Source organism: Pseudomonas sp. HMWF021, from assembly GCF_003061005.1.
GTDB lineage: Bacteria > Pseudomonadota > Gammaproteobacteria > Pseudomonadales > Pseudomonadaceae > Aquipseudomonas.
In genome coordinates this window covers 44,249-57,564 of record NZ_QAIK01000094.1, presented here as the reverse complement: position 1 = coordinate 57,564, position 13,316 = coordinate 44,249, and the positions used below count along the sequence as shown (strand labels likewise).

At 59.5% G+C, this 13,316-nt stretch carries 10 protein-coding genes; 4 read left to right on the top strand and 6 right to left on the bottom strand.

Features of this window, described 5'->3' with window-relative positions; genetic code table 11:
* From DBR18_RS30285 to yjiA, 3 genes are all read left to right on the top strand, one after another.
* The coding region (locus DBR18_RS30285; protein WP_371921091.1) for a hypothetical protein at positions 1-89 on the top strand (89 nt) is incomplete at its 5' end.
* Positions 90-104: 15 nt separating this feature from the next.
* Positions 105-302, top strand: a complete 198-nt coding sequence (locus tag DBR18_RS12505) for a YbdD/YjiX family protein (protein ID WP_003228401.1) — start codon at positions 105-107, stop codon at positions 300-302.
* Positions 303-465: 163 nt separating this feature from the next.
* Entirely contained in the window at positions 466-1,437 is a 972-nt protein-coding gene (gene yjiA / locus DBR18_RS12500; protein WP_108590540.1) for a GTPase, read from the top strand.
* A gap of 148 nt (positions 1,438-1,585) precedes the next feature.
* Here yjiA and DBR18_RS12495 read toward each other — a convergent pair whose 3' ends face one another.
* From DBR18_RS12495 to morA, 6 genes are all read right to left on the bottom strand, one after another.
* Complete coding sequence (locus tag DBR18_RS12495; protein WP_108590539.1) at positions 1,586-2,269, bottom strand: GntR family transcriptional regulator; 684 nt, start codon at positions 2,267-2,269, stop codon at positions 1,586-1,588.
* Positions 2,270-2,292: 23 nt separating this feature from the next.
* Positions 2,293-2,997 (bottom strand): FadR/GntR family transcriptional regulator, encoded by a 705-nt coding sequence (locus DBR18_RS12490; protein WP_108590538.1) that lies wholly within the window; start codon positions 2,995-2,997, stop codon positions 2,293-2,295.
* Positions 2,998-3,081: 84 nt separating this feature from the next.
* Complete coding sequence (locus tag DBR18_RS12485; RefSeq protein WP_108590537.1) at positions 3,082-4,395, bottom strand: C4-dicarboxylate transporter DctA; 1,314 nt, start codon at positions 4,393-4,395, stop codon at positions 3,082-3,084.
* A gap of 365 nt (positions 4,396-4,760) precedes the next feature.
* Positions 4,761-5,291, bottom strand: a complete 531-nt coding sequence (locus tag DBR18_RS12480; protein WP_108590536.1) for a hypothetical protein — start codon at positions 5,289-5,291, stop codon at positions 4,761-4,763.
* Between the two features lie 229 nt (positions 5,292-5,520).
* Positions 5,521-6,774: a serine hydroxymethyltransferase gene (gene glyA / locus DBR18_RS12475; RefSeq protein WP_007963781.1), complete on the bottom strand. Its 1,254-nt coding sequence runs from the start codon at positions 6,772-6,774 to the stop codon at positions 5,521-5,523.
* A gap of 236 nt (positions 6,775-7,010) precedes the next feature.
* Positions 7,011-10,859, bottom strand: coding sequence for a cyclic di-GMP receptor MorA (morA, locus tag DBR18_RS12470; protein WP_108590535.1), 3,849 nt, complete (start codon positions 10,857-10,859; stop codon positions 7,011-7,013).
* Between the two features lie 426 nt (positions 10,860-11,285).
* Between morA and ettA the strand changes: the two genes are divergently transcribed.
* Complete coding sequence (ettA, locus tag DBR18_RS12465) at positions 11,286-12,950, top strand: energy-dependent translational throttle protein EttA (RefSeq protein WP_108590534.1); 1,665 nt, start codon at positions 11,286-11,288, stop codon at positions 12,948-12,950.
* Positions 12,951-13,316 lie beyond the last annotated feature (366 nt).

Genomic DNA, 13,316 nt, shown 5'->3' with positions numbered 1-13,316 from the left:
TCTATGCGCTCAAGGTTGGCATCGCCGCCTGGGGCAAAAAAGAGCGTACGGATAAAGAATCGCCATTCCAGGCCCTGCCGGATGCGTAACCAGAGGATTGCACCATGTTCAATGACCTGAGTCGCCTCGGTAAATACCTCGGTCAGGCCGCGCGCCTGATGGTCGGCATGCCCGACTACGACACCTACGTCGAGCATATGCAAACCAAACACCCGGACAAACCGGTGATGAGCTATGAGATGTTCTTCCGCGAACGTCAGGAAGCGCGTTACGGTGGCAAGGGTGGGCCGAAGTGCTGTTGAGCTGACAGCCTGCGGTTGAGGTAATCCCCCTGTGGGAGCGAGCCTGCTCGCGAATACGGAGTGTCAGTTGATGAATGATTTGACTGACACACCGCTTTCGCGAGCAGGCTCGCTCCCACAGTTGTTTTTGTGTTGTTCATTCATTTTGTGAAGGGGATCTGTTTTGTCTTCTCCCATACCCGTAACGGTACTCAGCGGTTTCCTCGGTGCTGGCAAGACCACTTTGCTGCGCCATATCTTGAAAGCCGAGCACGGCCTGAAAATCGCCGTGATCGAAAATGAATTCAGCGACGCCGGCATCGACACTCAGCTGCTCGGCGACGAACCGGTGCAAGTCATGACCCTGGCCAACGGCTGCGTCTGCTGCACCATTCACACCGATCTGACCAAAGCGCTGTTCCTGCTGCTCGAACGCCTGGACAGCGGTGAAATCGCCTTCGACCGGCTGGTGATCGAATGCACCGGTCTGGCCGATCCAGCGCCTGTGGCGCAGACCTTTTTCATCGATGAAGAACTGCGCGAGCGTTATCTGCTCGACGGCATCATCACCCTGGTGGATGCCGCTCACGCCGACCAGCACCTGACTCAGACCATCGCCCAGGCGCAGATCGGTTTCGCCGACCGCTTGCTGGTGAGCAAGACCGATCTGGTGGATGAGGCCACGTTCAATGCACTGAGCGAACGCCTGACGCGGATCAACCGGCGCGCACCGATCCGCGTGGTCGAGCACGGCAACATCGATCTGGCCGAACTGCTCGATGTGCGCGGCTTCAATCTCAACGCCGACCTCGGTGGCGGGGTGAGCCTGCGTCCAGTGAGCAAGGCGCCGTCGATCGATCGTATTTCCAGTCTGGTGCTGCGCACTGACCAGCCGCTGGATATCGATCAACTCAGCGAGTTCATGAATGAGTTGCTCGAAGAACACGGCAAGCAATTGCTGCGCTACAAGGGCGTGCTGAACATTGCCGGTGAGGATCGGCGTCTGGTGTTCCAGGGCGTGCTGAAACTCTACGGTTTCGACTGGGACACCGAATGGGCCGAGGGTGAGGCGCGGGAGAGTGTGATTGTGTTTATTGCCGATGATTTGCCGGAAGAGAAGATTCGGGCGGGGTTTGCCAAGGTGACTGCTGCCTGATGGTTCTTCGGTTTCAGGGCTGACGCCATCGCGGGCAAGCCCGCTCCCACAGGTTTATAGGTGTACACACAACCTGTGAACGACAATAACCCTGTGGGAGCGGGCTTGCCCGCGATGGCGATTCAACCGACAACGCAATGCTTGACGGTTACTCCAGAAGCGTCTGCTCAAGATGATCCAGATGCCGATTCATCAGCATGCCTGCTTTGGAAACATCCCGAAGCTCCACTGCCTCAACCAACGCCAAATGCTCCTGCCATGCGCAACAGCGATGCGTCTGGCACTCACTTCGCGCAATCGCCAGCGACGTCAACGGCACCAGACTCCCGAGAAAATGCGCCAACGGTGCATTCCCCGCCATTTGTGCCAACTGCAGATGAAACTCCCCGGACAAGCGAATCGCCGCCGCACGCCGTTCCTGTGTCACGGCCAGACGTTCGCGCTCGACCAGCGTGCGCAGGCGTTTCAAACTCTCCGCTGACGCATTCTGACAAGCCAGGCGCACCAGCGTGGCTTCGGTCAGGCGCCGGGCGTGCAGGGTTTGCCGGGTCTGCTCGGCATCCGGTGCAGCGACCCGTGGCCGATGGTTGGCGCGCAGCACAATTACCTGTTCATGGGACAACTGCGTCAGCACCCGGCGCACATCGGCGCGGCTGACGCCAAACATTTGCTTGAGGCTGTCTTCGGTGAAGCGGCTGGCCGGGTCGATTCGCCGGTCCAGAATCGCGTCGAACAGCCGCGGGTACAGATCATCTGCCGGCGCCTGCAGGCGGGAGAAAGGCAGGGGGGCCGACATCTGACGAGTGTGCGGCGACGTGGCAAGACTGTTCATGGCCGGTCTCCAGTGTGAGTTCTTCAGTGGCTGAGGTTGTCTTCCGGAATATTCAGTTCTACGCCCATGCGCTGGCCTTCGCGCAGGATGTGCCGACGCATTTCGGCGCTGGCCTGGGCGCTGTTCTTGCTGCGGATCGCGCGTACCACCGCTTCGTTTTCTTCCAGGCGTTCGGCCAGGTGCTCGGGCGAATTGCGCAGCACTTCAGCGCTTTGCCTGAGGGCATTGCTGGTCTGCTGCACGACACTCTGGAAGATCGGATTGGAGGTCAGAGTGAACAGCTCTTCATGAAACGCAATGTAGGCGCCGACTCCGGCTTCGCTGTCGCCGGCTTCGAGGGCTTCGCGCATGTCCATCAGCGTCAGGCGCAGTTGCCCGACCTCCTTGCTGCTGATCGACTGCGCTACCAGTCCGACGATGAACGGTTCGAGGGTGTAGCGCAGTTGCAGTACATCTTCGAGGCTGGCGCCGGCGACCGCGCTGTCGTGGCTCTGGTTGTCACTGAGCTGTGCGTCGAGCACCACCACGCCTTTGCCCGGCATCGAACGGACGAGGCCGAGGGTTTCCAGCACGATCACTGCTTCGCGCAGGCTCGGGCGACTGATGCCCAGTTGCTCGGCCAGCTCGCGCTGGCCCGGCAGCATGTCGCCGGAGCGCCACTGACCACGGGCGAGGGCGGCGCGCAGTTTCTCTACGACGGAGTTGACGACGGTTGAGGTGGTTATCACGGGTCTTGCTCCATGTGCCCGTAAGGAGCCGGCAAGCGAAGATCAAAAGATCGCAGCGTGCGGCAGCTCCTACAGGGTTGAAAATCAGAACTCTTGCTGGTGCGCCGGAGTTCCGCTTTTACGCGGTTGAAAGGTGTAGCCCTGCTGACCGCTGAGTACTTTGTTGGCGCGCTGTACATCGATGTCCCTTTCCCAGCGTGCGATGGCCACGGTGGCGACGCAGTTGCCGATCAGGTTGGTCAGCGCCCGGCCGATGCCCATGAACCAGTCCACCGCCAGCACCAACACCAGCCCGACCACCGGAATCGCCGGAATGGCCGTCAGCGTCGCCGCCAGAATCACCAGCGCCGACCCCGGAATGCCGTGGGCGCCCTTGGAGGTGATCAGCGATACCAGCAGAATCGTCAGCAGATCGGTCATCGCCAGTGGCGTACCGGTAGCGTTGGCGATGAACACGATGGCCAGGGTCAGGTAGATCGAGAAACCGTCGAGGTTGAACGAGTAGCCGGTGGGAATCACCAGACCGACCGTCGAGCTGCCGATGCCCAGATGTTCGAGCTTGCGCATGATCTGCGGCAGCACGGCGTCGGAGGATGCGGTGCCCATGACGATCAGCAATTCTTCGCGCAGGTACTTGAGCAGCGGCCACAGGCGCAGGCCCGAGGCGCGCATCACCACGCCGAGGATCACGCTGACGAAGGCCATGCAGGTCAGGTAGAACAAACCCACCAGACTGCCCAGGTGTTGCAGCGAATCGAGGCCGTACTTGCTGGTGGTGAAAGCGATGGCACCGAACACGCCGATCGGCGCCAGACGCACGATCATGCCCATGATCCGGAAGATCACATGGCTCAGTTCGTTGATCAGCCGGGAAATCCCGGAAGCCGCTTCGCCCACCAGATTCAGTGCGCTGCCGAACAGCACCGAGAACAGCAGCACTTGCAGGATGTTGTTGTCGGCGAAAGCGCCGAGCACCGAAGTCGGGATCAGGTCCATCAGAAATTGCGTGGTGGTGTGCATGTGCTGGCCGCGTTCGGCGATGTCGCCCATGTCGGCTGCAGACAATTGCTCCAGATGGATATTCGCGCCGCTGCCGATCCCGGTGCTGAAGGCGAACACCAGTCCGATCACCAGTGCGATGGTGGTCAGCACTTCAAAGTAGATCACTGACTTTAGGCCGATGCGCCCGACCTTCTTCAGGTCGCCCGCGCCACTGATGCCGCTGACCACCACGCAGAACACGATCAGGCCGATGAGCATCTTGATCAGTTTGATGAAGCCGTCGCCCAGCGGTTTGAGCTGAGCAGAGTATTCGGGAAGGGTCAGCCCGCAGACGATGCCGAGCACCAGTCCGAGAACCACTTGGAGGAAGATTGAACGCGAGCACCATCTGAGCATGGGAGGAATCCTGGTCGGTGTCCTGGCTGCCGTGTGCGGAGCACATCAGATTCAGGACTTAATTATTGTGGTCTTACCGGTATGTCCAGTGCAGGCGCAGTGTAGGCGTGCCTTTTTGCAGTCTGCAAGTGAAAAGTGACGAATCGGCATGACCGGTCTGACCAGTTGGCGGACAGCCCCCACGCTTGAGCGGTTGGCGGTGGAATTTATTTTTAGCCGACGAACAGCGGTGCAGAAATCGGGTTTGGTGTTGGCGGGGCGAATTCATTGTCGAGGACGGTGTGGGCGCCACACCCACCGGTTCAGCAGCACATGCTTTTCCCGGTGAGTGTTTAATCAAATTTAAAGAAAGAAATATTTAAAAATTATCGTGCGCCGCGTTTGGTGATATCGAATCCGAATTCGAGTACCTGGCTGCCTTCTTTGCCGGTGCACACCAGTCCTCCAACTTTGGCGTTTTCCCGAACACAGAGTTTACGACCACCACGGGTTTGAATTTTCAGGTTGTGCGTGTTTCCTTCGAGTTGATCAAGTGTGACGACTCGGTTGTTGGCGTCCAGTAAGTTGTAAGTAGTTTGATCATCGTCGTGCGGGAAGGCGCTGATCAGATTCCGGTGCTCGTTGCTCAAGGCGTGATTGTCGTAGTGGCTGCCGGTCAGCAGGTAGATGGAGTAATAATCGTCAACGCAGCGGAAATAGAATCCGAGCTGGTCAGGCTGCGCTTGCGGATGTACGCACAGGGTGCTGGAGACATCGACGTGTACATCGAAAGTGAAGGCTTCGTAATACCAGCGTTTAATGAAAGTCTTCTGTCCATAGGTAATGCGTGGCAAGTGCAAGTTGCCGTATTGAGTATGCAATTGTGCAGTAAAGGATTTTTCCAGATTCGTGGGCATGGCTAAGTCCATCCTTGGCTTAGAGGTCTGACGTTTTGATCGAAGCCGCGATGTTGCGGTGGAGAGAACTTAGCAGTGTTTGTGGTTCTTGTAAGTTATAGGCTGTTTCCGTATTTTTCGAGGGGCGTTGTTTATTGTTTTGTTATGGTCGGTTTTTATTTTTTTAATGATATTTCAGGCAAAAAAAACCCGGCCATCAGGCCGGGTTTCTTGGTTCATGCGCTAACGATCAAGCGCCGTAAACCGGCAGCTTCTTGCAGATGGCTTTGACTTTCTCACGAACGGCGTCGATCACCGCTTCGTTGTTCAGGTCAGCCAGGATGTCGCAGATCCAGCCGGCCAGCTCTTTGCACTCTGCTTGCTTGAAGCCACGAGTGGTCACAGCCGGTGTGCCGAAGCGCAGGCCGGAAGTGACGAACGGCGAGCGTGGGTCGTTTGGTACGGAGTTCTTGTTCACGGTGATGAACGCTTTGCCCAAAGCAGCGTCGGCGTCTTTACCGGAGATGTCCTGCTTGATCAGCGACAGCAGGAACAGGTGGTTCTTGGTGCCACCGGAAACCACGTCGAAACCGCGCTCGATGAACACCTCAGCCATGGCCTGGGCGTTCTTCACCACTTGTTCCTGGTAAGCCTTGAACTCAGGCTGCAGCGCTTCCTTGAAGCAGATCGCCTTGGCGGCGATCACGTGCTCCAGCGGGCCACCCTGGGCGCCCGGGAATACCGCGGAGTTCAGCTTCTTCTCGATTTCGGCGTTGGCGCGCGCCAGGATCAGACCGCCACGTGGACCGCGCAGGGTCTTGTGCGTGGTGGTAGTCACGACGTCAGCGAATGGTACCGGGTTCGGGTAGACGCCAGCGGCGACCAGACCAGCCACGTGCGCCATGTCGACGAACAGGTAGGCACCGACCTTGTCAGCGATGGCGCGGAAGCGCGGGAAGTCCAGAATCTGCGAGTAGGCGGAGAAACCGGCCACGATCATTTTCGGCTTGTGCTCGACCGCCAGACGCTCGACTTCGTCGTAATCGATCAGGCCGTTGGCGTCGATGCCGTACTGCACGGCGTTGTACAGCTTGCCGGAGGAGGAAACGCTGGCACCGTGGGTCAGGTGACCACCGTGGGCCAGGCTCATGCCCAGAATGGTGTCGCCACCTTGCAGCAGGGCCAGGTAGACAGCGGCGTTGGCTTGCGAACCGGCGTGCGGCTGAACGTTGGCGTAATCAGCGCCGAACAGCTCTTTGGCGCGGTCGATGGCCAGTTGCTCAACCACGTCGACGTACTCGCAACCACCGTAGTAGCGCTTGCCCGGGTAGCCTTCGGCGTATTTGTTGGTCAGTACCGAGCCTTGAGCTTCCATCACCGCAGGGCTGGTGTAGTTTTCCGAAGCGATCAGCTCAATGTGCTCTTCCTGGCGCTGAGCTTCTTGCTCCATGGCGGCAAAGAGATCGGCGTCGTACTTGGCAATAGTCAAATCACGGCTGAACATGGCGGTCCTCAAGGATCGGGGGCAGAAAAGGGGGGCATTCTAACCCAATGGGTTTTGGATGGCATATGAAACGACATCATGTCGCAGACAAGTGGCGTTCATGCCAGATGTGCGGTGCTTTTGCTGGCCTGAAAAGATCGCAGCCTTCGGCAGCTCCTACAGTAATCGGGGCTGATTCCGAAGACTGTGACCGACATCAATCCCTGTAGGAGCTGCCGAAGGCTGCGATCTTTTCTTCAGTCGAACATGAAGAGGGCGTCGTTACTGAACTGCGCCTCGAAGCGGCTCGCCGGCATCGGTCGCCCGAACAGATAGCCCTGTACTTCATCGCAACCGTGCTCGCGCAGGAAGTCCAGTTGCTCATGGGTCTCCACGCCCTCGGCGATTACCGCCAGATTGAGGCTGTGGGCCATGGCGATGATTGCGCGAGCGATCTGCGCATCCTGCTCGCCGGACGGCAGGCCGTCGACGAAAGTGCGGTCGATCTTCAGCACGTCGATCGGGAATTGCTTGAGGTAGTTCAGCGATGAATAACCGGTGCCGAAGTCGTCGACGGCAATGCTCAGGCCGAGGTTCTTCAGCCCGGCGAGAATCTGCATCGCTTCGCTGACTTCGCGCATCAGGATACTTTCGGTCAGCTCCAGCTCCAGACACGCCGGTGGCAGGCCGGTTTCGCGCAGGATCGTGGCGATGCGCGTACCGAGCTGGCCATCGGAGAACTGCCGCGCGGAAATGTTCACCGAGACCTTCGGCACACGCACCCGGTTCTGGTGCCAGGTCTTGAGCTGGCGGCAGGCTTCGCTGATCACCCAGTCGCCAACGTCCACCACCAGACCGAGCTCTTCCAGCACCGGAATGAAATCCCCCGGGGGCACCAGCCCGCGCCGCGGATGACGCCAGCGCAGCAGCGCCTCGGCGCCAGTCAGGCGTTTGCCGTCGCCGCTGAATTGCGGCTGGTAATACAGCACGAATTCGTTCTGCTCAAGTGCGTGACGCAGGTCGCTTTCCAGCTCCAGACGCTCCAGCGCACTGGCGTTCATGTCGGCCTGGTAGAACTGGAAGTTGTTCTTGCCGCGCTCCTTGGCGTGGTACATCGCGGTGTCAGCGTTCTTCATCAACTGGCTGAGCTCGTTGCCATCCTGCGGACTCAGGGCGATACCGATACTGGCGGTGACGAAGAACTCGCGACCTTCGAGCACGAATGGTCGCACCAGACTGGCGAGGATCTGCTCGGCCACATGAATCGCCCGGTTCAGCGCCATTTCGCGGCTGGAGCGGTGCTGCAGGAGCAAAGTGAACTCGTCACCGCCCATGCGCGCCACGGTGTCGTCATCGTCGACGCAGGCCAACAGGCGCGTGGCCATGTCTTTCAACATGCGGTCGCCGGCGGCATGGCCAAGGGAGTCGTTGATCGGCTTGAAGCGGTCGAGGTCGAGGAACATCAGCACCACCCACGACTTTTGCCTTTCGGCCGATTGCAGCGCGGTGTGCAGGCGATCCTGGAACAGCGTGCGGTTCGGCAGATGAGTCAGGGCGTCGTAGTAGGCGAGGCGGTGGATGCGCTGCTCGCTGGCCTTGCGCTCGCTGATGTCGCTGAAGAAACACACGTAACTGGCCAGGTCGCCTTCATCGTCGAGTACCGCGGTGATGCCGACCCACGCCGGGTAATGCTCGCCGTTACGGCGCTTGAGCCAGACTTCGCCTTCCCAGGTGCTGTGCTGATGCAATTGCTTGAGCACGTAGCGCAGGTGCGCATCCTGCTGTTCGTCGACAGTAAGCATGTTCGGCAATTGGTCGAGGACTTCGGAGACGGCATAGCCGCTGACCCGGCTGAAGGCTTCGTTGGCCTGCACGATGTAACCGGCCGGGTCGGTGATCAGGATTGCCGAAGTCGAGTGCTCGAATACTGTGGCGGCCATGCGCAGGTCTTTCTCGGCGCGACGCTGCTGACTGATGTCGCGGCCAACGCCGAGCACGCCTTCGAAGGCGCCGTGTTCGTCCCACACCAGCACCAGACGCAACTCGATCGGAATCTTGCGACCGTCGGCGCGCAGGCAGTCGAACAGGAACATCTGGGTCTGCACCTGGCTGCGCAATTGCGCGAGTTGCTCCGGCTTGTCCAACGCTTTGCTGACCCGGTCCATCAGGGTGTAGATGCCCGATAGCTGCTGCGGGTTGGCGATGGTCGATTGCCAGCCGTTCTGGAAAATCCACTCGGCGTCGTAACCCAGCACCGCCTGCACCGACGGGCTGACGTAGTTCAACGACAGCTTGCTGTCGGTGGAGAAGATCACGTCGCTGATGCTTTCGGCGAGCATGCGGTAGCGCTGCTCGCTGTCGCGCAGCGATTCGCTGGCCTCAATCTGCTCGGTGATGTCCTTGGCCACGCCGATGATCCGCGTGACCTGATCGTGCTTGTCCCGGGCCAGCGCCTGCTCCCGAATATCGAAACGCCGCCACTTGCCGTCGCGATGACGGAAGCGCAGCTGGCATTGCAGCAACTGGCTGTAACCGGCGTGTCGCTGCATCTGCCGCGAGCGATGGTAATAGTCGGCGTCTTCGGGGTGCAGGAGGATTTCCCAGAAGTATTCGCCCATCTGATGCAGCTCGGTGCGGTTGTAGCCGAGGGTCTGGCCGAGGTGGTGGTTGCTGAAAATCATCCGCTGGCTGATCACGTCCTGCACATACAGATGATCCGGCACGGTGCGCACCACGTCCGACCAGAAGCCTTCGCGCTCCAGCAGCGACAGTTCGATCAGCTTGCGGCTGGTGATGTCGTTGATGCTGAGGATCACCGCTTTATAGTCGTGCTGCTCCTGCGGCAGACGCAGCACCATCCACAGGTGCTGATCGCGACCGTTGATGTCCGGCAATCTGATTTCCAGTTCCAGCTGCTTTTGCTGCTGCAGAACCGCATCCAGCACCTGGTTGCCGATGGCGCACTGCTGGTGCGGATGACCGTCGATCAACAACTGCCACGCATGCTCGCAGGAATTGACGTTGAGCAGTTGCAGCGCCACCTGATTGACCTCGGTGACGCGCAGCTCCTGCAGCAGTTGCTGGCGCTGGGCCGGTTGGTCGAGCCAGGCCTTGAGCTGGTCGCTGGTCTGGATCTGCGCCTTGTCGAACACCTGCTTGAGGCCCGACAGATCCAGTACGCACAACGCCACGCCGGTGCCTTCGAAAATGTCCTGATAACGCCGGCGACCTTCATGCAACTGGCGCTGACGGCGGCGCATGTTCAGTAGCGCGATCACCGGCAACATCGAGAACGCCAGGCCCAGCAGGCATTTGCCGATGAACGCCGGCAGCAGTTCTTCGAGTACGCGCTGGCGGTCGAACAATCCGCGCAACTGCCAGTCGCTGCTGCTCAGCGGCACGGTGAGTACGGTGTTGGCCATGTCGTCCGGGCTCAGCACGCCGGGCCGGGCTGAAGACAGCGCTTCGTCGCGACTGATGATCTGATGGTTGAGGCGGTTTTCCACCAGCCACAACGGGCGAATGCCGGTTTCGCCCTGCTTGGTCAGCGAGTCGAAGAAGGTCGGGGTCAGGCGCAGAGCCCAGTAGCCGCGCGTGCTGCCGCTGGCCTGATGCAGCAACAGATGCACCACCGAGCCGTCGTCGGCGTTGCTGAAGTAATGTGCCTGGGCACGGCTGCGACGTACCAGTTCGCCCAGGTAGTCGGCGTCGTGGCTGTCACCGGCGCTGTCGCTGATGATTTTGCCGGAAGGGCTGAGCAGGGCCAGGCTGCGCAGTTCGGGCAGCGATTGCTGGAGCTTGCGCAGCAGCGCCTGCTGTTCGTCGGACGACTGCGGCTGTTCGACGATCGGTAGCAGGTTGAGGGCGATTTGCGCATTCAGCGACATGTTCAGGCTGACCTGCGAGGCGAGGTCGGCGGTGTAGTCGATGGTGTACTGGCGCTGGTTTTTCTGGGTCTCGCGCAGTTGATCGAGCAGTTGCCAGAACAGCAAGGCCAGCAGCAAAAGTACCAGCGTCGCCAAGGCACCCTTCAATGTTCCGCGCAGGGGCGAACCGGTCCCCGGATTGGACGCGCTCACAGAAGCTGGCGGGGTAACGTTGGACAAGCTGTAATCCTGCGGTTTGGCTGGACTGGCGCGACGTGCACTATAAGCCGGACGCCCGAAGGGCGGCTAGCATGCCTTGAGTTGTGGCGAAGTGCCAGCCCCACTCGGCTGGACTGCCACCGGTCATTAAGGTAGCTTTGCCGGTTACGCGGGAGCCCAGACACTGTTAAAACTACTGCGCTCGGAAATACTGCGTTGAAAACAGGCTCGGACTGCTCATTTACAACCCGTAAACTCCGCGTCCTCGCCTGTTTCCGCCTTGTCTTTCCTTCGCTCGTTACGTTTTAACAGCGTCTGGCCCAGCTCCTAGACTCAGACTTTTTCAGCGCGCACGCATTGATGACCATCAAGTGAACGACGCGCATCGGTCTGGCCGGGCATCGCCTGCGCTCCAATCATTCATCTGTCACTGACCCAAGGTTCTCCATGGCTCAATACGTCTTCACCATGCATCGGCTGGGCAAAGTTGTTCCGCCGAAGCGGGAAATCCTGAAAAACATTTCGCTGTCGTTCTTCCCCGGCGCCAAGATCGGCGTACTCGGCCTCAACGGTTCGGGTAAATCCACGCTGCTGAAAATCATGGCCGGCGTCGACACCGAGTTCGAGGGCGAAGCCCGTCCGATGCCGGACCTGAACATCGGTTATCTGCCGCAAGAGCCACAACTTGATCCGACCAAGACCGTGCGTGAAGTGGTCGAGGAAGCGGTCAGCGTGATCAAGGATGCGCAAGCGCGTCTGGACGAGGTCTACGCCGCCTACGCTGATCCGGACGCCGACTTCGACAAGCTGGCTGCCGAACAGGCCAAGCTCGAAGCGATCCTGCAGGCCAGCGATGGTCACAACCTTGAGCGCCAACTGGAAGTCGCCGCCGATGCGCTGCGTCTGCCGGCCTGGGACGCCAAGGTCGAACACCTGTCCGGTGGTGAGAAGCGTCGTGTGGCCCTGTGCCGTCTGCTGCTGTCCGCACCGGACATGCTGCTGCTCGACGAACCGACCAACCACCTGGACGCTGATTCGGTGGCGTGGCTGGAGCACTTCCTGCACGACTTCCCGGGCACCGTGGTTGCGATCACGCACGACCGTTACTTCCTGGATAACGTTGCCGGCTGGATCCTCGAACTCGACCGCGGCGCGGGCATTCCTTACGAGGGCAACTATTCGGGCTGGCTGGAAGCCAAGTCCGATCGTCTGGCCCAGGAATCCAAGCAGCAATCGGCTCACGAAAAAGCCATGAAGGAAGAACTGGAGTGGGTGCGCAAAGGCGCGAAAGCCCGTCAGTCGAAATCCAAGGCACGTCTGCAACGCTTCGAAGAAATGCAGTCGCAGGAATTCCAGAAGCGTTCGGAAACCAACGAGATCTACATCCCGGCCGGTCCGCGTCTGGGCGACAAGGTCATCGAATTCAAGAACGTCACCAAGGGCTACGGCGATCGCGTCCTGATCGACAACCTGTCGTTCTCTATGCCGAAAGGCGCCATCGTCGGCGTGATCGGCGGTAACGGTGCCGGTAAATCGACCCTGTTCCGCATGCTGATGGGCAAGGAAACGCCGGATTCCGGCACCATCGAAGTCGGCGAAACCGTGCAACTGGCCTGCGTTGACCAGAGCCGCGAAGACCTCGACGGCAGCAAGACCGTGTTCCAGCAGATCTCCGACGGTTCCGACCAGATCCGTATCGGTAACTACGAGATCCCGTCGCGCACTTACGTCGGTCGCTTCAACTTCAAGGGCGGCGACCAGCAGAAGTTCGTCAAGGACCTGTCCGGTGGTGAGCGCGGTCGTCTGCACCTGGCGCTGACCCTGAAGGAGGGCGGCAACGTCCTGCTGCTCGACGAACCGTCCAACGACCTCGACGTTGAAACCCTGCGTTCCCTGGAAGAAGCCCTGCTGGACTTCCCGGGCGCCGCCATTGTGATCTCTCACGATCGCTGGTTCCTGGACCGCGTCGCGACTCACATCCTGGCGTACGAAGACGACTCGCAAGCAGTGTTCTTCGAAGGCAACTACACCGAGTACGAAGCCGACCGTAAAAAGCGTCTCGGCGAAGCGGCGGCCCAGCCACACCGGGTACGCCACAAGAAGCTGGCCTGATATCAGGCTGGTTGCATGAAAAAGAGCGGAGCCTTCGGGCTCCGTTTTTTTTTGCCTGGTTTTTTCGGCAATACCGAGTTGAATTCATCGCTGGCAAGCCAGCTCCCACAGGGATTTTTGTTGTACTTGAAATGTGTGAACGCCACGAAAACTGTGGGAGCTGGCTTGCCAGCGATAGCGGTGTAACTGTTGGTGCATTGCTTGAATTCAGACTCCCCATTCAGGTGCAAAACCCGCTCAAAAAACCATCTGATTTATATCCTGTGCACCATTTAATTTCATAACTGCGACATTTTGCGCTGTTCCTGTGCGCAATTCGTTTGTTACAGTCCGGCTCAATCTCTTCCAACGACAATAAATTTGCCG

What these genes read in the sequence shown, in the direction of transcription:
- DBR18_RS12495 (WP_108590539.1), bottom strand. Translation starts at nt 2,269, where the DNA reads ATGAACAGTCTTGCCACGTCGCCGCACACTCGTCAGATGTCGGCCCCC.
- DBR18_RS12505 (WP_003228401.1), top strand. Translation starts at nt 105, where the DNA reads ATGTTCAATGACCTGAGTCGCCTCGGTAAATACCTCGGTCAGGCCGCG.
- glyA (WP_007963781.1), bottom strand. Translation starts at nt 6,774, where the DNA reads ATGTTCAGCCGTGATTTGACTATTGCCAAGTACGACGCCGATCTCTTT.
- DBR18_RS12485 (WP_108590537.1), bottom strand. Translation starts at nt 4,395, where the DNA reads ATGCTCAGATGGTGCTCGCGTTCAATCTTCCTCCAAGTGGTTCTCGGA.
- ettA (WP_108590534.1), top strand. Translation starts at nt 11,286, where the DNA reads ATGGCTCAATACGTCTTCACCATGCATCGGCTGGGCAAAGTTGTTCCG.
- DBR18_RS12480 (WP_108590536.1), bottom strand. Translation starts at nt 5,291, where the DNA reads ATGCCCACGAATCTGGAAAAATCCTTTACTGCACAATTGCATACTCAA.